This window comes from Nocardiopsis moroccensis, assembly GCF_055763695.1.
In genome coordinates this window covers 264,294-288,252 of sequence record NZ_CP199747.1, presented here as the reverse complement: position 1 = coordinate 288,252, position 23,959 = coordinate 264,294, and the positions used below count along the sequence as shown (strand labels likewise).

General features: G+C 71.1%; 18 protein-coding genes and 1 riboswitch. Of the genes, 7 read left to right on the top strand and 11 right to left on the bottom strand.

Going from position 1 to position 23,959, the window contains the following annotated elements; genetic code table 11:
* The first annotated feature begins 289 nt into the window (after positions 1-289).
* Both ACUKCB_RS01165 and thiD read left to right on the top strand, forming a co-directional pair.
* Positions 290-1,219 (top strand): DUF368 domain-containing protein, encoded by a 930-nt coding sequence (locus ACUKCB_RS01165; protein ID WP_473038599.1) that lies wholly within the window; start codon positions 290-292, stop codon positions 1,217-1,219.
* Between the two features lie 101 nt (positions 1,220-1,320).
* Positions 1,321-1,421, top strand: a riboswitch (TPP riboswitch).
* On the top strand, positions 1,410-2,213 hold the full coding sequence (gene thiD / locus ACUKCB_RS01160; protein WP_473038598.1) for a bifunctional hydroxymethylpyrimidine kinase/phosphomethylpyrimidine kinase: 804 nt from the start codon (positions 1,410-1,412) through the stop codon (positions 2,211-2,213). It overlaps the preceding riboswitch by 12 nt.
* Before the next feature lie 230 nt (positions 2,214-2,443).
* Here thiD and ACUKCB_RS01155 read toward each other — a convergent pair whose 3' ends face one another.
* Together ACUKCB_RS01155 and ACUKCB_RS01150 are read right to left on the bottom strand one after the other, a co-directional pair.
* Entirely contained in the window at positions 2,444-3,862 is a 1,419-nt protein-coding gene (locus tag ACUKCB_RS01155; RefSeq protein ID WP_473038597.1) for an alanine/glycine:cation symporter family protein, read from the bottom strand.
* 204 nt (positions 3,863-4,066) lie between these two features.
* Positions 4,067-4,330: a DUF6457 domain-containing protein gene (locus ACUKCB_RS01150; protein ID WP_473038596.1), complete on the bottom strand. Its 264-nt coding sequence runs from the start codon at positions 4,328-4,330 to the stop codon at positions 4,067-4,069.
* 213 nt (positions 4,331-4,543) lie between these two features.
* On the opposite strand from ACUKCB_RS01150, the gene ACUKCB_RS01145 reads away from it, so the two are divergent.
* Positions 4,544-5,725 carry a glycosyltransferase family 4 protein gene (locus ACUKCB_RS01145; RefSeq protein ID WP_473038595.1) on the top strand — a complete coding sequence of 394 codons (1,182 nt, stop codon included), beginning with the start codon at positions 4,544-4,546 and terminating at the stop codon, positions 5,723-5,725.
* A 213-nt stretch (positions 5,726-5,938) separates the two neighbouring features.
* Here ACUKCB_RS01145 and ACUKCB_RS01140 read toward each other — a convergent pair whose 3' ends face one another.
* Positions 5,939-7,264, bottom strand: coding sequence for a pyridoxal phosphate-dependent aminotransferase (locus ACUKCB_RS01140; protein ID WP_473038594.1), 1,326 nt, complete (start codon positions 7,262-7,264; stop codon positions 5,939-5,941).
* A gap of 146 nt (positions 7,265-7,410) precedes the next feature.
* Between ACUKCB_RS01140 and ACUKCB_RS01135 the strand changes: the two genes are divergently transcribed.
* Positions 7,411-8,364: a LysR family transcriptional regulator gene (locus ACUKCB_RS01135; protein WP_473038593.1), complete on the top strand. Its 954-nt coding sequence runs from the start codon at positions 7,411-7,413 to the stop codon at positions 8,362-8,364.
* A 286-nt stretch (positions 8,365-8,650) separates the two neighbouring features.
* On the opposite strand, the gene ACUKCB_RS01130 is transcribed toward ACUKCB_RS01135, so the two are convergent.
* Positions 8,651-8,980: a hypothetical protein gene (locus ACUKCB_RS01130; RefSeq protein ID WP_473038592.1), complete on the bottom strand. Its 330-nt coding sequence runs from the start codon at positions 8,978-8,980 to the stop codon at positions 8,651-8,653.
* Between the two features lie 386 nt (positions 8,981-9,366).
* Between ACUKCB_RS01130 and ACUKCB_RS01125 the strand changes: the two genes are divergently transcribed.
* A complete protein-coding gene (locus ACUKCB_RS01125) occupies positions 9,367-11,061 on the top strand; it encodes a beta-N-acetylhexosaminidase (protein WP_473038591.1) in 1,695 nt (564 codons plus the stop codon).
* A 303-nt stretch (positions 11,062-11,364) separates the two neighbouring features.
* On the opposite strand, the gene ACUKCB_RS01120 is transcribed toward ACUKCB_RS01125, so the two are convergent.
* Both ACUKCB_RS01120 and ACUKCB_RS01115 read right to left on the bottom strand, forming a co-directional pair.
* Positions 11,365-12,603: an alanine racemase gene (locus ACUKCB_RS01120; RefSeq protein ID WP_473038590.1), complete on the bottom strand. Its 1,239-nt coding sequence runs from the start codon at positions 12,601-12,603 to the stop codon at positions 11,365-11,367.
* A 141-nt stretch (positions 12,604-12,744) separates the two neighbouring features.
* Positions 12,745-13,746, bottom strand: coding sequence for a glycerophosphodiester phosphodiesterase (locus ACUKCB_RS01115; protein ID WP_473038588.1), 1,002 nt, complete (start codon positions 13,744-13,746; stop codon positions 12,745-12,747).
* Positions 13,747-13,997: 251 nt separating this feature from the next.
* On the opposite strand from ACUKCB_RS01115, the gene ACUKCB_RS01110 reads away from it, so the two are divergent.
* Together ACUKCB_RS01110 and ACUKCB_RS01105 are read left to right on the top strand one after the other, a co-directional pair.
* A complete protein-coding gene (locus ACUKCB_RS01110; RefSeq protein WP_473038587.1) occupies positions 13,998-15,488 on the top strand; it encodes a hypothetical protein in 1,491 nt (496 codons plus the stop codon).
* 272 nt (positions 15,489-15,760) lie between these two features.
* Positions 15,761-17,563 (top strand): gamma-glutamyltransferase family protein, encoded by a 1,803-nt coding sequence (locus ACUKCB_RS01105; protein ID WP_473038586.1) that lies wholly within the window; start codon positions 15,761-15,763, stop codon positions 17,561-17,563.
* Between the two features lie 358 nt (positions 17,564-17,921).
* Here ACUKCB_RS01105 and ACUKCB_RS01100 read toward each other — a convergent pair whose 3' ends face one another.
* The 5 genes from ACUKCB_RS01100 to ACUKCB_RS01080 all read right to left on the bottom strand — a co-directional run bounded on the left by ACUKCB_RS01100 (position 17,922) and on the right by ACUKCB_RS01080 (position 23,619).
* Positions 17,922-19,115 (bottom strand): C40 family peptidase, encoded by a 1,194-nt coding sequence (locus ACUKCB_RS01100; RefSeq protein ID WP_473038585.1) that lies wholly within the window; start codon positions 19,113-19,115, stop codon positions 17,922-17,924.
* Between the two features lie 208 nt (positions 19,116-19,323).
* A complete protein-coding gene (locus ACUKCB_RS01095) occupies positions 19,324-21,009 on the bottom strand; it encodes a bifunctional 3'-5' exonuclease/DNA polymerase (RefSeq protein WP_473038584.1) in 1,686 nt (561 codons plus the stop codon).
* Between the two features lie 113 nt (positions 21,010-21,122).
* On the bottom strand, positions 21,123-22,043 hold the full coding sequence (locus ACUKCB_RS01090) for a 2-hydroxyacid dehydrogenase (RefSeq protein WP_473038583.1): 921 nt from the start codon (positions 22,041-22,043) through the stop codon (positions 21,123-21,125).
* Between the two features lie 92 nt (positions 22,044-22,135).
* Positions 22,136-22,951 carry a TrmH family RNA methyltransferase gene (locus ACUKCB_RS01085; RefSeq protein WP_473038582.1) on the bottom strand — a complete coding sequence of 272 codons (816 nt, stop codon included), beginning with the start codon at positions 22,949-22,951 and terminating at the stop codon, positions 22,136-22,138.
* Between the two features lie 89 nt (positions 22,952-23,040).
* A complete protein-coding gene (locus ACUKCB_RS01080) occupies positions 23,041-23,619 on the bottom strand; it encodes a hypothetical protein (protein ID WP_473038581.1) in 579 nt (192 codons plus the stop codon).
* Between the last annotated feature and the right edge of the window lie 340 nt (positions 23,620-23,959).

Sequence of the window (23,959 nt, the reverse complement as noted above, 5' to 3'; positions counted from 1 at the left end):
CGAAACCTCGCTTTTCTGGGTGGACGAGCGCCTGTTCCTCCTCCGGTCACCGCTAGACTTGGCGCTGCCCGGCCCTGGGCCCGACGGCTCCCCTCCCCCATCACGCGGCCCGGGCCGTCAAAACTCGGCGCGGATCCGGACATCGGGCCCAGAAGCGGTTACCAGACGGGTCCGCGCGGACCAGCACCCCTTTGACCCCCGCCGGTCTACCGTGGAAACGGGACCGGCGGCCCCATCAGGACGGAGGACGGCGCCCCTCCCGGGAGTCCCCGGGCACGCGCCCGACAACATGGCCAAGTCAGTAGGCTCCTACATCTTCAACGCGGTGCGCGGCGGGGCCGTGGGCACCTCAGAGGCGCTGCCCGGTATCAGCGGCGGCACGGTCGCCCTGATCGTCGGCCTCTACGACCAGCTGATCGGCGGCGCCGGCCACATGGTCAGCGGGATCAAGCGCTACCTCACCGACGTCCCGCGCGGTCGCGGCAAGGACCGGGCCAGGGCGCAGTTCCGCCAGGTGGAATGGTCCGTCCTGGTTCCCGCGCTGATCGGGATGGCGGTGGCCCTGGTCCTGGCGCTGCTACTCATCGCCCCGCTGGTCGAGGAGTACACCCAGTACGCCTACGCCATCTTCTTCGGGCTCGTGCTGGCCTGCCTGTGGATCCCCTACACCGGCGCCGGCCGCAGCTGGCGGGCGGGCCATTACCTGATCGCCCTGGCCTTCGCCGCCCTCACCTTCTTCCTGACCGGCCTTCCGGGCGCCAACCTGCCCACACACCCGGTGGTGGTCTTCCTCGTCGCCTCGGTCGCGATCTGCGCGCTGGTCCTGCCGGGCCTGTCCGGTTCCTTCATCCTGCTGACCGTCGGCCTGTACGGGCCGACCAAGGACGCGGTGGGGAACCTCGACTTCGTCTACCTGGGCACCTTCGCCCTCGGCATGATCACGGGTCTGGCGGTCTTCGTGAAGGTCCTCCAGTACCTACTGGAGAACTTCCACCACATGACCCTGGTGGTCCTGACCGGTTTGATGGCGGGTTCCCTGCGCGCCCTGTGGCCCTGGCAGAACGAGGAGCGGGAGATCCTCCCCGCCACCGAAATCCCGGTGACCGTCACCCTCATGGTGCTCGGCTTCGCCGTCATCGTCGGGGCCATCGTCTGGGAACGCCGCAAGCGGGAGCGGTTGGAGGCCACCCAGCGCCGACCGGACGTCACCGTCCACTGACCGGAGCCGCCGGTCCGGGGCCGAGGCGCGTCAACGCCTCCCGGGACCTCGGTTAGAGTCGGAACCACCACAAACACATACGGATGCCGGGGCCGCGAGGCCCCGGCGGCGCGGGGTGCCGGAGACAGACCTGCCGGCTGAGAGCACACCCGTCGAACCTGCCCTAGTTAGTACTAGCGAAGGAACGCCCATGAGCGCGTACAACGTCGTGTCCATCGCCGGAAGCGACCCCAGCGGGGGCGCCGGCATCCAGGCCGACCTGAAGTCGTTCTCCGCCCACGGGGTCTACGGGATGACCGTGGTGACGGCGTTGACCGCCCAGTCCACACGCGGGGTCACCGGGGTGCACGGTGTCCCCGCGTCGTTCGTCACCGACCAGATGGACACCCTGTTCTCCGACGCGACCGTGCACGCGGTCAAGGTGGGGATGCTGTCGACCTCCGAAGTCACCGAGGCGGTCGCGGCGGCCGTGGACCGGTACGACCTGCCGAACGTGGTGGTGGATCCGGTGATGGTGGCCAAGAGCGGTGACCGGCTGTTGGAGAGCTCGGCGATCGAGGCGCTGCGCAGCGAACTGCTGCCACGCGCCGACCTGATCACCCCGAACCTGCCTGAGGCCGCCGACCTGCTCGGCGAAGCCGAGGCCACCGACCTCAAGCAGATGCGCGACCAGGCCGAGCGCCTGCTGGAGCTGGGCCCGCGCCACGTCCTGATCAAGGGCGGGCACCTTCCGGGGGAGGAGAGCGTGGACCTGCTGGTCGACGGGGTGACGGAGCCGGTGGAGTTCCGCGCCGGGCGGGTGGACACCCGCAACACCCACGGCACCGGCTGCACCCTGTCGTCCTCGATCGCCGCCCTCCTCCCGCAGCGCCCGGACACGGTGACCGCCGTGGCCGACGCCAAGGAGTACCTGACCCGGGCCCTGGTCCGTGCCGGGGAGATCGACGCCGGCGGCGGCCAGGGCCCCGTGCACCATTTCCACCTTTGGTGGTAGCAGACACTGCCACCTCTGGTGGTAGCAAGCACAGCCACCTCTGGTGGTAGCAGGCACAGCCGTCCCCGGTGGTGGCAGGACAACCGTCCCTGAATCGCCCCTGGTACCAGGAAGCACAGCCCCCTTGCCGGGGAGAGACGAAGGGGGACCGGCCGCAGCGGCCGGTCCCCCTCCTGTCAGCCCGCCGAGTGCGCGGGAACGGGTGCGCTTCTCCGAGCGCGCGAACGCCCCTAGCCGCGCACGTCGTCCATGACGGCGTCCGGGTTACGCCAGTCGGGGTGTCCGAAGAACTTCTTGGTCTCCGCGACGATGACCGGCGACAGGAGCAGCAGGCCGACCAGGTTGGGCAGGGCCATCAGGCCGTTGGCGATGTCGCTGAACAGCCAGACCGAGTCGAGGCTGGCCACCGCCCCGACGAAGATGATCACGATGAACACCAGACGGTAGGGCAGGACGAGCCCGCGGCCGCCCAGGAACTCCACGCAGCGCTCTCCGTAGTAGGCCCAGCCGAGCAGGGTGCTGAAGGCGAACACCGCCACCGCGAGCGCCACGACGTAGGCACCGGCGGAACCGAACGCCGGGCTGATGGTCCCCAGGCCCTCGGTCAGCGCCTGCGAGGTGAGCAGGGAACCGTCCTCGGGGTTCTCCACCTCCCACACACCGGTGGTGATGATGACCAGGCAGGTCATGCTGACCACGATGATGGTGTCGATGAAGGTCTGGGTCATGGAGACCATGGCCTGGCGGACCGGCTGGGTGGTCTTGGCCGCGGCGGCCGCGATGCCGCCGGTGCCCAGGCCGGACTCGTTGGAGAAGATGCCGCGGGCGAAGCCCATCTGGATGGCGAGCATGACACCGGCCCCGACGAAACCGCCGGTGGCGGAGGTCCCGGTGAAGGCGCTGACGACGACCAGCTGCAGCGCGGGCAGGATCGCGGCCCAGTTGACGATGAGCACGAGGAGGCAGATGCCGACGTAGCCGACGATCATGACCGGCACCAGTGCGGAGGTGACCCGCCCGATGCTCTTGATCCCGCCGAGGATGACGGCTCCGGCGAGCAGCATCAGGACCAGGCCGATGATCCACGGCTCCACGCCGGTGACGCTGTTCACCTGCTGGGCGACGGTGTTGGCCTGGGTACCGTTGCCGATACCGAAGGCGGCGATGGCGCCGAAGACCGCGAAGGCGACGCCGAGGAAGGTCCCCAGACCGCCCTTGATGCCGTGCTTCAGGTAGTACATCGGTCCACCGCTCTGTTCGCCCTTGGCGTCGGTGCGGCGGAACTTCACCCCCAGGAGGGCTTCGCTGTACTTGGTGGCCATCCCGAAGATGCCGATGATCCACATCCAGAACAGCGCGCCCGGGCCGCCGATGCCGATGGCCAGAGCCGCGCCGGCGATGTTGCCGACACCGACGGTGGCGGCGAGAGCGGTGCTCAGCGCCTGGTAGTGCGAGATGTCGCCCTCGACGGAGGCGTCCTCCTTGCGCCGGACCAGGGCCAGCCAGAGCGCGTGTGGCAGCTTGAACAGCTGGAGGAGGCGCAGACGGATGGTGAGGTAGACACCGACACCCAGCAGCAGCGGAATGAGGACGAAGGGTCCCCAGATGATGCCGCTGACGATGTCAGCCATCTCAAGGAGTTGGTCCACGGGGGATCTCCCTTTCGGTGAGTGTGTGGGGCCGAGGAAGCCAGAGGTGGAACGGGGGACCAGCGCCCTCGGGATCGCGCTGGCACCGGTGTGCGCTGCAGCGATATCGGCAAAGAATGGCACCGACGCGTAACGAACGAATCACGTGTGGTCCACATGCGCGTTGCGTCGCCCCAGCGCCTGTTTCGGTGTGCCCTGGTTCGGTCAGTTCTCCCGTTCTTCGCCCTGCTCCTCGCCCTGGGCGAGTGCGAGCCTGCTGAGCGCGGCGGCAGCGGCCTCCGGGTCCGCCCCCTGGCCCACGGCCACCCCGAGCAGGTAGGTCGTGAGCGGTGCCGCGGGCCGGGCCACGGAGTGGGCTGCGTCGCGCGCGAGGTCGAGAACGCGGTCGACGTCGGTCTTCCGGAGGGGGTCGGTCCCGGTGAGGTCCAGCTCAGCTCGGACCAGCTCGGACCATTCCACGAGGGTCACCGCGCGACTCCTTAGTGCACTCATCTTGTTACTTTTGGTGATCATAGCGAGTTCCGGGTCACCAGCTGGTCAGTTGACCGTGCGGACGGCGTCACCAGCTGATCCACCAACCCGTGTCGGGCCTTCGGACACGGTTCTCCCGCCCGGCGGTCCCGGTTCACCCTCCGACCCTAGCGTCGAAAGAAGCGACACCTCGGCGTTGGGAGCCCCCGCATGTCCCCCACACCCCTGCCCACCGTCCACCGTCCGCCGCTACGCGTGGCGATCGTGGCCGAGTCCTTCCTGCCACAGGTCAACGGAGTCACCAACTCCGTGTGCCGGATCGCCGAACACCTCGCCGCCGAAGGGCACCAGGCCCTCGTGCTGGCCCCCGGACACGGGCCCGCCTCGTACGCGGGCTTCCCCGTCCTGCGGATGCCCGCCCTCCCCCTGCCCGTCTACCGTGACTTTCCGGTCGGCCTGCCCTCCCGTAGGACGATGACCGCCGCGATTCGGGCCTTCGCACCCGACGTACTCCACCTGGCCTCCCCCGCACTGTTCGGCGCGACCGCCGTGGACGTGGCCCGAAGGTGGGCGCTGCCGACCGTGGCGGCCTTCCAGACCGACCTGCCCGGGTTCGCCGGACGTTACGGCCTGCCCGGCTCCGATGCCCTGTGGTCCCTGCTGCGCCGGACGCACTCCGCTGTGGACCGCACCCTGGTCCCCTCCTCCGCCACGATGGAGGCCCTCTCGGCCCGGGGGTTCCCCCGGCTGAACCTGTGGCGGCGCGGTGTGGACACCGTGCGGTTCTCCCCCGACCACCGCTCCGAGGAGCTGCGCCGACGCCTGGCGCCGAACGGGGAGGCGATCGTGGGGTACGTCGGCCGCCTGTCCCGGGACAAACGCGTGGACCTGCTGGCCCACCTGGCCAGGCTCCGCGGCGTCCGTCTGGTGGTGGTCGGCGACGGCCCCGAACGGGCCCGGCTGCGCCGCCTGCTGCCCGACGCCGTTTTCACCGGCCAGCGCACCGGTCGGGATCTGTCGCGGTTGTACGCGGCCATGGACGTGTTCGTGCACACGGGAGCGGACGAGACCTTCTGCCAGACCGTCCAGGAGGCGCTGGCCTCCGGTGTGCCGGTGGTGGCCCCAGCGGCAGGCGGCCCGCTGGACCTGGTCCTACCCGAGCGCAACGGGTTGCTGTACGCGCCGGACTCGGTCCGGGAGCTGCGGGTGGCGGTGGGCCGACTGGTGCACAACCGCCAGGTACGGGCGCGGATGGCTGCCGGAGCCCGGCCGTCGGTGGCGCACCGGACCTGGGCGTCGGTCAACACGGAGCTGGTGGGCCACTACCGGGCGGTGATCGCGCCCAGCCACGAGCTGGCCGCCCGACGGGCACACGAGGCGCACACGCCCTGACCCGGGCAGGCCCGGGCACAGATCGGGTTCGGGCCGGGTTCGGACCCGTGCCGGGCTCGGTCCCGTGCGGAACACGAAGTCGCAGAAGCACCGACCGGGAACGCACCGGAAAAGGTAACGGGACCCTCCCTGGGAGAGATAGGGAGGGTCCCGTCGTCTGTGCCCGCCTCGCCCCCTTCACGTGGCGGACACGGCTTCGGGGCGGTCGCCGGGTCAGTGCACCGGCTGGGCGACCGCCTGCGGGGCCGGGATGACCGTGTTGGGAACTTCGGACAGCAGCGACCCCAGGACCTCCGCCAACCGGTCCAGGTGGGCGCGGATCCACGGCAGGGCCAGCGGGTCCCCGGCGGCCAGGGCCGCGTAGCGCCGGTCCTCGGAGTCCCCGTACAGGAGGCTGGTGGCCACCCGCATGCGCAGGGCGGCAGAGCTCTCACCGAACTCGACGGCGGGCAGGACGCCCATGCCGTACCGCTCCAGGAGGAGCCCGGTCAGTTCTGGTCCGGTGGCCACGCCGTGCAGCGCGGCCAGCCGTTCGCGGACCGGCTCGAAGTCCGGGTAGAGGTAGAAGGCCGCGCTCGGAGCGGCGACCGCTGCTCCGGCCCTGGTGAAGACATCGGCGACGGCGCGAGCCACGATGCCGTGCAGGCGGCGGCTGCGGTCGATGTGATCCCGGAGCTCGGCGGGCTCGGCGAAGGCGTGGGCGGCCGCCTGCTGGACCGGCGCCGCCGGGCTCGACCAGATCTCGCTGGCCACGCCGAGCAATCCGCCGCGCAGGCGACGGCCGATCTCGGAGTCGGGCAGGCGCAGCACACCGATCCGCCAACCGCCCAGGGCCAGGTTCTTGCTCAGGCCGGTCGAGATGACCGTGCGCTCGGGCGCGTACTCGGCGGGGCTGTGCACGACGGCGCCCTCCCGTTCCCCCTCCCCCGGGTGGACCAGGTCGCGGTAGATCTCGTCGGAGATGATGACCAGATCGAGCTCCCGGGCGACCTCGGACAGGCGTCGTACCGTCTCGGCGTCGGCGACGGTCCCGGTCGGGTTGTCCGGAACGGTGACGACCACCGCGTTGACGGTGCGCCCCTGTTCCCGGGCGTCGGTGACCGCCGCGTGCAGGAGGTCGGGCTGGGGTACGCCGCCCTGACCGGTGGCGGTCGGCACCATGATGGGGCGCTGGCCGACGAGTCGGCTCTGCGCGGCGTAACTCACCCAGCTGGGCGCGGCGATGGCGGTGTCGCCGCCGATCTCCAGAAGAAGGCTGTACAGCAGGGGCTTGCTGCCGGGGCCCGCGATGACCGTGTCGGGGTCGGTGGGCAGACCGCGGCGGGCCCAGTACCCGGCGGCCGCCTCACGCAGGGCGGCGGAACCGGCGACGGGCCCGTAGGCGTTGGCACCGTTGCTCGCCGAAAGCTGCTCCCGCATGACCGGGTGCACCGGCAAACCCGCCTCACCGAACCCGAGCGGAAGCACGCGCACCCCCTGGCGGCGCTTGTCGTTGAGAGCTTCGTTCACGGCGAGGGTCGCGGACACAGTGACGGTCATGGATGACTCATCTCCGGCTTGTCGTTAGGCATCGGCCACCGGTTGAGCTGTGACTCCGTCCAGCTGGTGGCCTTCGAACACAAGCCTGCCCAGGAACTGTCATCAGTACAAGCGAGTCTTTGCGATGCTGAGCATAAGCTGTTCTTATGCTCGATCTTCGACGCCTCCAGCTCCTCCGCGAGTTCAGCGCCCGCGGCACCATCGCCGCGACCGCGAGCGCCCTCGGTTACACGCCTTCGGCCGTGTCCCAACAGCTCGCCGCCCTCGAACGGGAGACGGGGGTGGCGCTCCTGGACCGGTCCCCGCGAGGGGCCGAGCTGACCGACGCCGGCCAGCTCCTGGTGAACCAGTCCGAGGAGATCCTGGCCCTGGTGGAGGCGACCGAGTCGGTACTCGCCGAACAGGCGGACATCGCCCTGGGGGTGGTGACCGTCACGGCCTTCCCGACCGCCGCGGTGGCCTTCGCCCCGCTGCTGGCCCCTCCCCTGCGCAGCCATGAGGGGATGCAGCTGGTGCTGCGGCAGACACTGCTGGCGACCGGCACCCAGAAGGTGCGCTCCCGTGAGGTCGACATCGCGCTGGTCGATGACTGGACCGGCCAGCACCCCGGACGGGGGCCGGACAGCGGCCTGCGCCACGTGCACCTGTTGCGGGACCCCATGGTGCTCGCGGTTCCGGAGGACCACAGGCTGGCCGACACGGAGGTGCCGCTGGTCCTGGACCAGATGCTGGGCGAGTCGTGGATCGTGGCGCCGGAGGGTGAGCGTTCGCGTTACGGAACCGAGAAGCTGTTCGCCGAGGCCGGCGGGCTGCCCGCGGCCACGTGGGAGTTCGAAGGGCTGGGCACGATCCTGAGCCTGGTCTCCCGGGGCATCGGGATCGCGGCGGTTCCGGCGCTGGCCATGGTGGGCGCCCCCGCGGGGCTGGTCTACCGGCAGCTGCCCTCTCCGCCGGAGCGGCACGTGTACGCGGTCCTGCGTCCGGCCTCGTTGCGGCGCCCGGCCGTCCAGGTCACCCTGGCCGCCCTGCGCGACGCCGCCCGCAGCGTGGAGGAGGAACTGAGTCCGGTCTCCCCCCGGGTACAGGGCCCGCCGAGGTAGCGCGGCCGTCCGCCCCCCGGATCCGGCGCCGGGTTCGGGGACGGCCGGGAGGTCGAGGAGGCCCGGACCCGGTGGTCGGACGCGGAGGCCCGAACGCGGTAGCCGGGTGGGGCTGTCGAGACGCGGCGGCCGGGCGGGGCGGGAAGGCCGGGGGCGGGGTTCGGGACCGCCAGGAGTGACGGAGCAACTGGAGTGACGGAGCAGCTGGAAACGGAAATCGGCCCGCCCCCGACGGGGACGGGCCGTGTTCTGTCTCGTTCGTGCCGGTTTCCAGGGTCAGCACCGGTCACGTGTCGTTACCCTTCCGACGCGCCTTGTCGATCCTGCGGCGGAGCTTACGACAGACGTGGCGAGCTCGGTCGCGGTCGTCGCGGGCGTTCCACCAGCGCGCGTAGGCTTCCAGTCTTCTTTTGCGCAGGGACTCAAGCTCGGCCTCCATCCGGTTCACCCGGTGTTCCAGGTCGATGCGCTCGCGTTCGAACGACGACATGTCACGCTCGTGGAACCCTGCCTCACGTTCGGCGCTGACCAACCGATCCGTGAGGCCCTCGGTGGCGTTTCCGCCCCGGGCGATCCGGCCGACGCCGGCTTGTCCGCTGATGCCTTCGAACCACACAGTCTCTGGTCTTTCCGGAAACAGCCCATCATCACCGATGGCTACGCAAAGAATACGGAAAGTGGCAAAAAGGACTTTTGGTTATGATTCGCTTGCCCTCCCCGAAACGCTCCCCCACGGGTCGAACCCCGGAAGCAGCGACGAGCCCCCACCCGCCGACGACACCGGCGGTCCCGCCAACGCGAAGCAGGCGAGCTACGCGCGCCGGGCGAACTGGGCAGTCTGAGCGAGCTGGGCGGCACTGACCCGCCTTCGCCCGGGAACCGGGTATCGGACGGCTCCGATCGAGAGAGCACTCGGGACCGATTGACGGGCGGTCTGTGCCCTCGCCCCCTAACGTGGCACTATGTCCGTAATTGGTCTAGACCGGATAGGAGCAGTAACCCGTGCCTGACTCTCCCCGCCCCGACGCCCCCTCCCTGCTGCCGCGCCCCCAGAAGGTGGAGACCTCCGGGTCCGACGGCCTCACCCTCACCGCGGCCACACGCGTCTCGGCCGACCGCGCGGCACGGGGCACACTCACCTGGCTCCAGCGCGAACTGGGCACCGCCACCGGCCTGCCCCTGGCCACCGGTGACGAGGAGAACGCCCAGATCCGTCTGAGCGTCGACCCCGGTGCCGGACTCGGACGAGAGGGCTACCGCCTCATCATCGACTCCGAGGGCGCAATCGTTGTCGGCAACGACCCCGCCGGCGTGTTCTACGGGGCGCAGACGCTCCGCCAACTGCTGCCCCCCGACGCCTACCGCACGGCGCCCCTTGGCAGGGCCGAGTGGCGGCTGCCCGCGATCAGCATCACCGACGCCCCCCGCTTCCACTGGCGCGGCGCCATGCTCGACATCGCCCGCCACTTCCAGCCCAAGCGCGAGATCCTGCGTTTCATCGACCTGCTCGCACTGCACAAACTCAACGTGCTGCACCTGCACCTGACAGACGACCAGGGCTGGCGGGTCGAGATCCGCCGCTACCCCAAGCTGAGCGAGGCAGCATCCTGGCGCACCCAGAGCCAGCTGGGGATCTCCAAACCGCCCGTGTTCGACAACCGCCCGCACGGCGGCTTCCTCACCCAGGACGACATCCAGGAGATCGTCGCCTACGCCGACGACCGGCACGTCACGGTGGTCCCGGAGATCGACGTCCCCGGACACTCCCAGGCAGCCATCCACGCCTACCCCGAACTCGGGGAGGCCGGTGAGATCCCGGTCGGCACCCAGTGGGGTGTCTTCGACGAGGTCCTCGCGGTCACCGACAACGTCCTGGAGTTCTACCGGAACGTCCTCGACGAGATCCTCGAACTGTTCCCCAGCACGTACGTGCACGTGGGCGGCGACGAGTGCCCCAAGACCCAGTGGCGGAACAGCGCCTCGGCCCAGCAGCGCATCAGGGAGGAGGGCCTGGCCGACGAGGACGAGCTGCAGAGCTGGTTCATCCGCCAACTGGACGACCACCTCACCAAGCGCGGCCGTCGCCTGGTCGGCTGGGACGAGATCCTGGAGGGGTGGCTCCTGGAGGGACAGGAGAGACAGGAGGAGCCGCGGGACGGGAGTGACGCAGCCGAGGGCAGGGGCAGGCGTCGGGCAGGTCTGGCCCCGGGCGCCACGGTGATGTCCTGGCGCGGTGAGGAGGGCGGCATCGCGGCCGCGCGCGCCGGACACGACGTGGTCATGGCACCCACCGCCACCTCCTACCTGGACTACAAGCAGTCCGACAGCCCGGACGAGCCGGTCCCGGTCGGCACACTGCTGCGCTGGGAGGACGTGTACGCGAGCGAACCCGTCCCCGCCGGCCTCACCGAGGAGGAGGCCAGGCACGTCCTGGGCGCGCAGGTCAACCTGTGGAGCGAGCACATCGACAGCCAGCGCAAGCTGGACTACATGGTCTTCCCGCGTCTGTCGGCCTTCGCGGAGAAGGTCTGGTCCGAAGGCGAACGCGACCACACGGAGTTCGAACCGCGACTGCGCGCCCACCTGGAGCGCCTGGACGCCGTGGGTGTGGAGTACCGTCCGCTGGACGGTCCCCGTCCCTGGCACACCAGGCCGGGTGTGCACGGGTGGGGTTACTACCCGGACGGGTCGGAGTGATCGGAGGGGCGGAAGGACCAGAGGCATAGGAGGGATGGGACGGTTCGGACGGAGAAGGTCCCGAACAGGGCCGGGCTGCGGGCCGGCTTTGATTCCCGGACAGGCCCTGGTCGCACGCCGAACAGGGGCTCCGGTGGTCAGTCGCGCCCCGGACAGGGGCGCGACGGGCCGGCCCGGCCGGCCCGGACGTAGACGTACACCAGGAGTGGTTGTCCACAGCCCCGCCCGTCCGGAGTGGCCACACGGGCGGGGCCTGGTGTCCCCTTCTCCTGGGGTGCGGGGCACCGGGCAGGCGGGGCGTTGTCAGAAGTACGTCGCGATCATCTCGACCACGCGGTAACCGTCGTCCACGACCGGGATGACCTGCCAGCGGTCGAAGGCCGTGCACGGGTGGGAGATCCCGAAGGACAGCAGGTCGCCGGGGCGTACGTGGAGCCCCTCGGGGATGTTCAGGTAGGCGTGGTGGTCGTTGAGGTTGGTGACCTCGACCCCGTCCGCCGGAACAGTGGTGCCGTCGGACCTGCGCAGCACCCTCGAAACGGGGAAGCCCTGGTCGTAGTTGGCCTCGCGTCTGCCCATCCCGGCGATCGCCAGCCCCTCCTCCGGGGTGGAGGTGACCTGCGCCCACAGTTCCAGGGCACCGGCCAGCGCGTCCCCGCCCTCCGGCATCCGGTTGTAGGGGGTGGTGCGCCGGTACAGGCCGTCGTCGTGGGCGACGTAGGCGCCGCTACGCAGAACCGGGAGTACGTCCGAGCGACCGCCGATCACCTCCGCGACCACGTCGAACCAGGCGCTGCCGCCCACCGACAGCACCGGGCGTTCCAGCCCGTGTTCGGCGGTGAGCGCGGCGGCGTCACCCAGGAGGTCGCCCAGGAAGCCGCGAACCCCCTCCGCGTCGCTCAACGGCCCCTCGTAGCCCGCCACACCGGCCAGTTCCAGGCCCGGGGCCCGCACTACCTCCCGGGCCACGCCCAGGAGCGCTTCCCTGGTACGGCACCCGGTGCGGCCGCCCGGGACGCCGCGCTCCACCATCACCCGGAGCGGACGGCCACCGTCGCGTTCGACGGCCTGGGAGGCGACTGCGACGCCCTCGGGCGAGTCGACGTAGAACAGGAAGTCGAAACCGGGGTCGGCGTCGAGTTCGGCCGCCGCCCAGCGCAGGACCTTCGGGTCGAGGAGTTCGTTGGCCAGCAGGATGCGGTTCACACCGAACCGGCGAAAGTCCAGGACCTGGTTGGCGGTGGCGGCGGTGATACCCCAGGCGCCCGCGTCGAGCTGGCGCTGGGTGAGCACCGGGGACATGGCGGTCTTGCCGTGCGGGGCGAACGGGAGCCGGTGCCGCTCGGTGAAGTCGGCCAGCGCCGCGAGGTTGCGGTCCAGCGCGGAGGCGCGCAGGACCATGAGCGGCCAGGTGAACGGTCCGGTGAACACGTGGTCCCCGCGGGCGGCGAACTCGTCGAGGGTGACGGGGTCTCCCGGCCACCACAAGCCCTTGGTCCGCCAGTCAACGAGTTCTGTGGGGATGGACAGCCGGTCGTTCACGTGGCCTCTGCTTCCTGTCCGAACCGGCGCAGGCGGCCCGTAAGCCACCCGAAGCCGGGTGCGTTTCGGGTTGGTTCGCCCCTGATCCTCCCATTGGGTGGTCCCCAACACACCCCTTCGGGCGTCCTGAGGGGAGAGGACTCAGTGGGAGACCGGCTCCCGGCCGTGCGCGCGGGCCGCCTCCGGGTCCCTGGCGCCGAGGAACTCGTCGATGACCCGCTGGCCGACGTCCGGGAGGTCGGTGATGAAGCCGTCTGCCCCCATGTCGAGCGCCCGGACCATGGCCTCGGGATCGTTGATCGTGTACGGCATGATCTCCAGACCCGCGGCGTGGACGCTGTCGACGTACCCGGCGTCGATGGTGGTGTGGTTCGGGTTGATCATGTGCGCCCAGTCGAACTCGTCGATCCGGTCCTGCGGGACACGCCCGAGCAGGGCGTGCGGGACGGACGGCAGAAGGCCCTTGGAGAGTTCGACGGAGTCCCAGTCGAAGCTCTGCACGACGAGACGGTGGGGTTCCTCGGGGGTGTTGGGGACCAGCCAGTGCGGGCGCCTGGCCAGTTCGACGGCTATCTGATGTTCGATGCCCGGGTAGAGCTCGGGTTCCTTGACCTCCAGGAGGAGGTTCATGTCGAGCGTGTGGAGGCGGTCCAGCACCTCACCGAGGAGCGGGACGGGCTCGCCTTCGAACTCGTCACTGAAGAAGGACCCGGCGTCGAGCCGGCGAATCTCCGCCAAGGTGAAGTCGGCGACCTCGTACGGGGCCCGGTCCGGAAAGACCTCGGCGACGTCGGTGGTGCGGTCGAGACTGGTGTCGTGCATCAGGACGAGGTGGTCGTCCGAGGTGAGCTGGACGTCCACCTCCACGGTGCGGGCACCGAGACGGTGGGCTTCGTCGATGGCGGCGAGGGTGTTCTCCGGGGCGTATCCGGAGGCACCCCGGTGGGCGACGGCGAGGAGGGGGCGGGACGGCGGCGGCTGCTGGGGCAGAGGGGCGCTTGCCCTGAGGCTCACCCTGGCTGAGCTCTGGCCCGCCTTCTCGGGGGCGGTGGCCCCGAAGGTCGGGGCCGCGAGCGCGGGGCTCGCGACGACGGCCAACGACAGTGATACGGCTCCGACTACGAATCCGATGCGATGGTGCACCGGGCCTCCCAAGTACGCGTGGACTGGCCGACTGCAACCTCAGGGTGAGTGCGTTTGGTGACCACGTGGTGACCGTGCGCGGAGCAGACGGTGATCCGCCGCCCATCTTCTGGTGGCCTGGAACCCACCGATCAATCTCACCCTATGCATGCCATTGATTACTTCATGTCCGATTTTTGACTGGATGACCCTCGATAATTACCGAGAGTCCTGGAAGCATCACAAGTAGTAGTCGATGGGAAGGAGCCCGTATGCGCAAGCACCACACGAGGTGGGTCGCGCTCTGCAGTGCCGCCACCATCTCCACAGCCGGACTGGTCGGCATCGCCGGGCCCGCTGCCGCGGACGACAAGGAAACACGGACGTTCAGCTGGCCGGTGGTCCGGCAGGGGGTGTCCACGTACAGCGTCGACGGCTACGAGATCACCTACCTGCCCGCCGGCCTGGAGCGGTACGGCATCAACGCCGCGTCCACGACGGACCGTCAGGGCAACAGCCGGTCCCAGCTCTCGTGGACGCAGGGACCCGACCAGCTGTACGGCAGGGTGGCCGTACTGCGCTCGGAGCGCCTCCAGGACGTGGAATCCCTGCGCGAGAGCCGGTACAGCCACCTGTCGGAGAGTTCGCTGGAGGAGTTGGAGCCCAGTGAGTCCTTCGAGCACGGCGCCTACCTGTCCGAGGAGACCGGTGACCTGTTCTGGCTGGACAGCCCCGGGGTGGCGCTGACCACCCATCTTCAACCGGACCGCTGGGAGAGCTCCGAACTGGTAAAACTCGCCGAGGCCGTCTCAGTGGAGGAGACCGCGGAAACCGGGGAGAGCGGGAACGCAGCGGAGGAGGCGGATACGGAGGGGACCGAGGAAACCGAGGCTGCTGAGGCTGAGGAAACCGAAGGGCCCGAGGAGGTTCCCGCCGAAGAGGCCCCCGTTGAGGAGGTCGTCGACGAGGCCCCGGCCGAGGAGACTCCGGTCGAGGAAGCACCCGAGGAAGAAGCACCGGCCGAGGAGGCCCCCGCGGAGGAGGCGCCGGTCGAAGAGGCGCCCGCAGAGGAAGCGCCGGTCGAAGAGGCGCCCGCAGAGGAAGCCCCCGTTGAGGAGGCCCCCGCAGAGGAAGCGCCGGTCGAAGAGGCGCCCGCAGAGGAAGCACCCGAGGAAGAAGCACCGGCCGAGGAGGCCCCTGCGGAGGACGAAGCTGAGGAGGTCGTCGACGGTGAAGAGGCGACCCCGGTCGGAGACACCGAGGAGGCCGCTCCCCCGGCGGAGGCCGACCTCCCCGCCAACGCTTCCTCGCGTGAGGTCAAGACCTGCCTGACCGAGCACTTCGTTGACTTCAGCTCCGGAGAGACCGGCCTCGACTCGGCGGAGATGACCGAGACCAGCGGAGAGTTCGTCGAGAGGGCACTGTCCGCGAACGACCTCGACGACGCCGAGCGCGACCGCCTGCTGGCCACCGTCTGGTACTACGGCCACGAGGACGACAAGGTGGCCGCCACCGACGCCTGCGCCCAGCGGTTCGACATGGAGCGCAGCGAGGTCGAGGACGTGATCGCCGAGATCTCCGACCTCATCGCGCAGGTGGTCCAGGACGCCAACGAGAGCATGGCCAACGCCATGGACGAGGCCGAGAAGGCGGCCGACGAGGCCGAAGCGCCCACCGAGGCCGTCACCGACCCGGTTGACGCCGAGGAGTGGGGCGAGCTGTGGGACTCCCTGCCGTGGAGCTTCCCCGTCGAGACTCCCTAGCCTGAGAGCTCCCCGGGTCGCATGACCAGAGCCCGGTCGTGGCCGAACAGCGGCTGCGACCGGGCTTTCTGGTGTTCGTCCCGGCGCTTCCCGGAAACAGTGACCAAAGGCCTGAAGCCCCCGAAAAACCAACATCCAGAACGAGACATGCTGTACCGTCGCCCTCGTTCGGCCGGTGCCCACCGGCGCCGACCCGACACACGTCCGCCCGGTACGACACCCCCGGACCGGTGGCGGCCCGCCCTTCCCCCACTCGCAGGAGGACCACCCCCATGCCCGGCTTCACCACACGACCCGAACTACGCGGCGACTTCGGCATGGTCGCCTCCACCCACTGGCTGGCCAGCGCCACCGGCATGTCCGTCCTGGAGCGCGGCGGCAACGCCTTCGACGCCGCCGTCGCCGCGGGCTTCACCCTCCAGGTCGTCGAACCCCACCTCAACGGCCCCGGCGGCGAGGTCCCGGTCCTCTTCCAGGCCCGTGGCGGCACCCCTCGCGTCCTCTGCGGGCAGGGGGTCTCCCCCGCCGCCGCCACCATCGGGGCCTTCTCCGGCATGGACCGCATCCCCGGCAGCGGCGTCCTCGCCGCCACCGTCCCCGGGTCCTTCGACGCCTGGATGCTGCTCCTGCGCGACCACGGCACCATGACCGTCCGCCAGGTCCTCGACCACGCCATCGGCCTGGCCGAACGCGGCTACCCCGTCCTGGACCGGATCGCCGCCGCGGTCGAAGCCCTCGCCCCCGTGTTCTCCCGGCACTGGGCCGGGTCCGCCGCCCTCTACCTACCGCACGGGGCCGCCCCCGCCGCAGGCTCCCGGCTGCGCAACCCGGCCCTCGCCGCCACCTACCGCAGGATCGTCTCCGAGGCCGAGACCGTCGGCGGCGACCGTGAAGCCCAGATCGAGACCGCCCGCCGCTCCTGGTCCCAGGGGTTCGTCGCAGAAGCGGTCGGCGCCTTCCTCTCATCACCCGTCCCCAACGGCCTCGGCGAACCCCAGCAAGCCCTGCTGACCGCCCAGGACATGGCCGACTGGAGCGCCACCTACGAGGATCCCGTCAGCGTCACGCACGGCGTCCACACCGTGCACAAGACCGGCCCCTGGGGGCAGGGCCCCGCCATGCTCCAGCAACTCCGCACGGCCGAGGTCCTCGGGATCGGATCGGACGTCCGGGAGGGCGTCAGCGCGGACTTCGTGCACCGGGTGACCGAGGCCGCCAAACTCGCCTTCGCCGACCGCGAGGCCTGGTACGGGGACCCCGACTTCACCGACGTCCCGCTCAAGGAGCTGCTCGGCCCCCGCTACGCCGCCGAGCGTTCCCGCCTGGTCGACGACGCCCGCGCATGCCTCGACCTGCGCCCCGGCTCCCCCGGCGGCCGCACCCCCTTCGAACCGCCGTCGTACCTGCCCGGGGACGCCCCCGGCGACCGCACCACCGGCGAACCGACCGTCCGCAACGCCGCCGGGTCGAGTCGGGCCGACCTCCGAGGCGACACCTGCCACCTGGATGTGGTGGACGCCGACGGCAACATGGTGTCGGCGACCCCCAGCGGCGGCTGGCTCAGCAGCTCCCCGGTCATCCCCGAGCTCGGTTTTCCGCTGGGGACGCGGGCGCAGATGTTCTGGCTCGACCCCGCGTCCCCGAACGCCCTCTCCCCGCGCCGCCGCCCCCGCACCACCCTCTCCCCCACCCTGGTGTGCCGCGAGGACGGGGAGGCCGTCCTCGCGATCGGCACCCCCGGCGGCGACCAGCAGGACCAGTGGACCACCACGGCTCTGCTGCGCCTCCTCAACGGGGTCGACAACCTCCAGGAGGCCCTGGACACCCCGATGTTCCACACCAACGCTTTCCCCAGCTCCTTCCACCCCCGGGAGACCGTGCCGGGCGACCTGGTCGTCGAGCCGCGTGTGGGTCGGGACGTCATCGCAGAGCTCTCCCGACGCGACCACCGGGTGCAGGTCGCCCAGGACTGGTCCCTGGGACGTCTGGCCGCCGTCGCCCGCGATCCGGAGAGCGGTGAACTGCGCGCGGCCGCGGATGCTCGGGGAAACCAGAACTACGCGTCCGGCCGCTGAACCGAAGGAAGACGGAAAGCGCATACAATCCCCCTCCCGTTCGACAGGAGGGGGCTTTGTGGCGGGCTGGGGTTGCTTGCATGACTTGGACGGACCTCTTGCCAAATCGGCCGGTCACTGCTTATGTAGACCTGTGCGACGGGACACCCGGCCCGAAGGCCGTGCACTGACCGTCACAACTCGATACCTCCGAAGGGTCGACCACCGCTGTCTCCCCCTCCCTCAGCGGCGGCCCTGTCCCCCCTCCTGGCCGAGGCCTGCCTTCCCCTCCCGGCGGTTTTTCGGACAAGGAGAAAGAAGGGCCGTGGTTCCACCTCCCCGGTGGCGCCACGGCCCTCCTTCGTGCTCGGGTCCCGGGTCAGGTGTGCACGCGCACCGCGCCCGCGTAGTTGGCGGTCCGCACCGGGGTGACACGCACGTCCAGACCGGTCCTCGGCGCCTCCAGCATCTGGTCGTCGCCGAGGTAGATGGCCACGTGTGAGATGTAGTCGGGTGCGGTCGGGTCCGAACGCCAGAACAGCAGGTCGCCGCGCTGCAGGTCGTCCCACTCCACCCGTTCGCCCGCGTTCCACTGGTCGTGCGTGACGCGCGGGATGTCCACGCCTGCCTCGCGGAAGGCCCACTGGAGCAGACCGGAGCAGTCGAAACCGACGTCGGGGGTGGTACCGCCCCACACGTAGGGCACACCCAACTGGGTCTCGGCGTTGGCGATGACCTGCTCGACCACCGGCGAGGACACGGTGCCCCCGTCGGTCATGGGTTCGGGGGCGTCGGCGACGAGCTGGAGCGAGGTGTCCTCCCCCAGCACCTCCCCGAGTTCCTCGTACAGTTCCATCAGGTCCGCGTCGGGTGCGGAGACGACGATCGCGTTGCCCTCGGGCATGCCCAGTTCCCGGGCGGTCCCCCGGGAGACGAGGGCGTCGATCCCGGCGATGCCGGAGGTCGCGTGGGTCCACACCTCCAGGGGCACCTCGCCGCGGCCTCCCGCGACGGTGACGTCCTCGCCGATCTCCAGTTCGCGTTCGGTGCCCACGTCCTTGGAGAGGGCGACGCGGCCCGCGGCGACGCCCCGCCAGATCTCGTCGGACTCGGCGGAGGGTTCGGGGGCGTGGTTCCGGAAGCTGGACGGGTTGACGCCGAGCACCGACGTCGGTTCCCCGTCGACCTCCACGCGGGCGGCGTCGACGGTGAGGACCCGCTCGACCCCGTCGATCTCGCGGACCGCGTCGACGGCCTCCCGGGGCAGGGTCCGGGGGGCCACCGCGAAGTACTCGACGGAGCGCGCCTCGCGGAAGGGCGCGACGTAGGCGTCCCGTTCGAGTTCCGCGACGTCCGCGGTGTCGGGGGTTTCGGTGGCGGTGGTTTCGGTTTCGGGGCCCGTGGTCCGGGGCGCGGAGCCGCTGGGTGCGGCGGCTCCGGGCGAGACCTGTTCGGCCAGGGGCGGGCGGTCCTCGACGACGGGGGCTGCTGTCGCGGGGGTGGCCCCGAAGGCCGTGAAGACGACCGCGAAGGCGGCCGTGGTTCCCGCACATGTTCTGAGACGGTTCCGCACGGGGGTCGATCATCCTCTCTGTGGCCGCGACGGGGCGGGGGAAGCGCTGCGGCGCACGGCCTTCGATGACATGGTCCGCGTTTAAGAATGGGCGTACGCGGAGGAGTTTGCAAGAAGCCCGCGCCGTCCGATATCCGACGTCCACCCGGTAGCCGCTCGTCCGTTTCTTCCGGGCTCACGGTGCGTGATCGCGTTGCCGGTCGCCGGGTCACAGGTCGGCGTAACAGTCCGTCACCGACACCGAGAGGGGGAAGCGCACCGGGGTGTCCCCGAAGAGGATCCTCCGGGTCCGGGTCTGCGCCCTGTCGATCGCCCGGACCGCCTCCTCGGCGAGGTCGGCGGGGACGTGCAGGACGACCTCGTCGTGCACGAAGAAGACGATCCCGCCGCCCTCCGGGGTCTCGGGGAGTTCCTGCCGGAGCGCGGCGAGCAGGACGAGGGCCCATTCGGCGGCGGTGGCCTGGACGACGAAGTTGCGGGTGAACCGGCCGTGCGCGCGGCGTCTGCGGTCCCCGTCCGCCGCCGCGACGGTGGCCGCCCAGCCCCCGGGTGCGGGCGAGGTACGGCCCAGCCAGGACCGGACGATACCGCCGCCCTCCCCGGTACGGGCGGCGGCGTCCACGTACTCCAGGGCGCGGGGGTAGAGCCGGCGCATGGTGGCCAGTAGGGGCGCCGCGTCACCCGAGGTCTGTCCGTACATGGCGGCGAGCAGGCCGATCTTCGCTCGCTCGCGGTCGCCGCCCACGTGCGCGGCCAGCCGCGCGTACAGGTCCTCCTCCGCGGCGGCGGCCGCGAGGGCGTCGTCACCGGAGACGGCGGCCAGCACCCGTGGTTCGAGCTGGCCGGCGTCGGCCCGGACCAGGACCCAGCCGGGGTCGGCGCGCACGGCTCTCCGTACCGACCTGGGGATCTGGAGGGCGCCGCCGCCCCTGGTGGCCCAGCGCCCGGAGACCACGCCGCCCACCACGTAGTCGGGGCGGAACCGCCCCAACCTCGGCCCGTCCCCCGTTCCGCCGCCGGGCAGTTCCCGCACCCAGGTCTCCAGCCAGGCCCAGCCGTTGGCCGAGTACAGGCGGGCGAGTTCCTTGTAGCGGAGCAGCAGCGGCACCAACGGGTGGTCGACACCCTCCAGGACCCAGGACCGGGTGGACGCCACGGGGTGGCCGACCCACGCCATCGCCCTGAGCACCTGGGCAGGGGAGTCCGGATTGACCTCGTGGCCGACGACCTCGCTGATCCGTGCCGCGAGGTCGGCCAGGACCGACGGTCTCTGGCCGGGGCGCGGGCGGGGCCCGAGGATCTCGGTGAGCACCCGGTCGTGGATCTCGGGGCGCCAGGGCAGCCCGTCGTGGCTCATCTCCACGGCGGCCAGGGCCCCGGCCGACTCGACCGCCGCGAGGAGCGCCATGCGGCCGGGCGAGGGGAGTCCGGCGATCCGTCCGCGCTGGTCGGCGTGGACTTCCACCAGGGCCTCGAGCCGGTCGATCCCCGGCGGCAGGGTGGAGCGGTCGGCTTCGAAGAGCGCGGGCTGGGCGGCGGTGCCCTCCCCGAGCGGACGCACGGGGTCGTCGGGGACCGGCAGGTCGTGCAGGCGGGCCCAGGCCGCCCCCAGCGAGTGGGGTTCGGTGTGCCGTGCCCGGTACCCCAGCAGGAGCGCCTCGGTGAGGGCGGCGTCGTGGCAGCGCGTCACCCGCACTCCGGCCCGTACCAGGTCGGGGTAGAGGTCCTCGGTGTCCGCCCAGACCCAGCGCGGGGGTTGGTCGCCGGAGTGTTCGGCTGCGCGTACCGCCGCCGCGAGGTCGCCCACCCGGCGCACCGGAGCGGGCGGGGTCCCGTCACCGAGCTCCCGCAGCCATCCTCCGCCGTCCCCGTCGGAGACCACCGCGATCCGCATGTCCCCAGTCTCCCCCGGGGCACCGACAGACGGGCGGCGTCGGGGTGCGCGTCGGGGCGGCCGGGCCCCGACCGACGTGTACGGGCCCTGCCGGACTCCGGGCCGCGGGTCCGCTATCTCCCGGGCCGGACGACGTTGGCGAGCGGCTCACCGGCGGCCCAGCGGGCGAGTTGAGCGTCCATGAAGGCCCGGGCTCGCGGGTAGAAGGCGGCGGAACCACCCGCCACGTGCGGGGTCAGGTACACGCCCGGGGCGTCCCACAGCGGGTGGTCCACGGGCAGCGGTTCGGGGTCGGTGACGTCCAGGGCGGCACGGACACGGCCGTTCTGGGCGAGCAGGGCGCCGGTGTCCAGGACCGGCCCCCGGCCGACGTTGACCACGAGGGCGTCGTCGCGCAGCAGTGCGAACTCGGGCGCGCCGAACAGGCCCCGCGTGTCCTCGGTGAGCGGTGTGACCAGCACGACGACGTCCGCGTCCGGCAACAGTGCGGGCAATTCGCCGACGCCGTGCACCCCCTCCTCCGGGCGGGCCCGGCTCGCCACCCGGAGCACGTCGGTCTCGAAGGGCAGCAGGCGCCGCTCGATCGCCCGGCCGATGCTCCCGTAGCCGACGATCACCACCCGCGAGTCGGCCAGGGAGCGCTGCGGGACCGAACCCCAGCGGTGTTCGCGCTGGTCGATCGCCCACCGGGGCAGGTCGCGCTGGGCGGCGAGGATGAGTGCGAGCGCGTGCTCGGCGGTGCTGGCGTCGTGCAGTCCCCGGCCGTTGCACAGGGTGACGTGGTCCGGGAGGAGCCCGAGGACCTGTTCGTACCCGGCCGAGACCAACTGGAGGACCTTCAGCTCCGGCATCCGCTCGATGATGTCGAGCCGTTCGTCCACGCCCTGGGTGGAGGGCGCGTAGGGCACCTGGTAGAAGGTGACGTCCTCCAGGCCCGCGTCGGGGGCCGGCCCGCCCACGTAGAGGTCGACGTGGAGCGCCTCGGGGGCGTTGTCCCTGTTCTGCTCCCACTGCACCAGTGCTCGGCCGCCCATGTCCTGCGTCCTCCCTCTGCTCTGCCTGCGTCAGGCGCCACACTACGGCCCCGGGCGGCCCGGGGCCCCGACGGCGACGCGCAGCGGGGTGTTCACCGGGTGCGTCCGAGTTCGTAGCAGGCCACGGCCGCGGCGGCGGTGACGTTGAGGGAGTCCACGTCGCGGTCGGCCATCGGGATGTGCACCCGGGAGGTGGCCCGCTCCAGCCAGCGGGAGGACAGGCCGTCGCCCTCGGTGCCCAGCAGCAGGCCCACCCTGGCGTCGGCTCCGAGGCGGTCCATGGCCTCGCGGATCGGTAGCGAGCCCTCGCCCGGGGTGAGCGCCATGAGGTCGAACCCGGCGTCGCGCAGTGTGTCGAGGCCGCCGTACCAGTCGTCGAGGCGGGTGTAGGGGAGGGTGAAGACAGCCCCCATCGACACCTTCACCGACCTGCGGTAGAGCGGGTCCGCGCAGCGCGGGGCCAGGACCACGGCGTCCACCCCCAGCCCGGCGGCGCTGCGGAAGATCGCGCCGACGTTGGTGTGGTCGACCAGGTCCTCCAGCACGACGATGCTGCGGGCGCCGGCGAGGGTCTCGTCGAGTCCGGGGAGCGGCCTGCGGTGGTAGGCGGCGAGGGCGCCCCGGTGCAGGTCGAAGCCGACCAGGCTCTGCGCGGTCTCCTCGCTCACCACGTACAGCGGCGCACCGGAGGCGGCGACCACGTCGTCCAGGGCCTCGGCGCGGCGTTCGGTGAGCAGGAAGCTGCGGGGGCTGAAGCCCGCGGTGGCCGCCCGGCGGATCACCTTGTCGCCCTCGGCCATGAACAGGCCGTGTTCGGCCTCCAGGTGGCGGCGCAGGTTGACGTCGCGGAGCCGGGTGTAGTCGGCCAGACGCGGGTCGGTGGGGTCACTGACCCTGATGGCATCCATGGTCAGCGATTATCCCGTGCCCGGTGCGGTGCCGGAACAGGGGTGGTGCCGGGCCGGGGCCCGATCGGGCCCATCCGGGAGGGGCCGGGTCAGCCGAGCTGCTCGGTGACGGCGCGCAGGCGCTGCCAGCGGGCCTCCTCGCAGGAGCCCTTGCGGGAGAGCGTGGTCTCGATCTCCTCGCCCTCCCAGGTGCCCTCGATCGCTGCCTCCTGGGGGCCGTACACCTTGTCGGTGCAGACCGTGCCCTCGCGGACCTCGGTGAACAGCAGGCTTCCGGGGGTCTCGACCCCGCCGTCCCCGGCGGCGTCCTCGGCGGCGGTCGGGTCCTCGGCGAGCTCCTGTGCGGCCTCGGCCATCATCGCGCAGGGCTCGGGGTCCTCCGCGAGGTTCCCGGTGCAGTTCAGGGTCTGGACCCAGGCACGGTCCCGGTCGCTGACGTGGATGCGCAGCTGACCGACCGGACCCGCGCCGTCGGCCTCCTCGGGCTGTTCGATGACGCTCCCGAGCACCTCCGGACTGGCCGCGTTGGTGGTCTCGACGTCCGGCGGCGGCAGCATCGACGGCCCGACCAGCACGGCGTAGGCCGCAGCACCGGCGCAGCAGGCTCCGGCGAGCAGCACGGTGCCGAGGCTGCCTCGGCTCCGTCGATCACTGTGCGAATGGGACATGCCATAACCCTCGGGGGTCGATTGCTCACAGGGGCCGTCCGCCGCGTGTGGCGCCCTCCTTCGTGGGGCGCCCGCCAAGCGGACGTCATGTATCGGTCAAGCGAATACCGGGGCAATGGTAGCCGGGAGTGAGTAGTGGTACCGGACGTGCACCGTAACAAAGAGATCACCGCCACCTCCGGCGAACCGCCTGTGAGCCGGAACACTCCTCCCCTTTCGCTCGCGCATTACCAGCGAGTAAGGTCCTGGTGAGGAATCGTTCGTGCCGCACGGCCGCTCGTTCGCATTCACAGTGTGTGACGCCGTCCGCCGCACGATGGTTCACCGAACTTCCCACCGC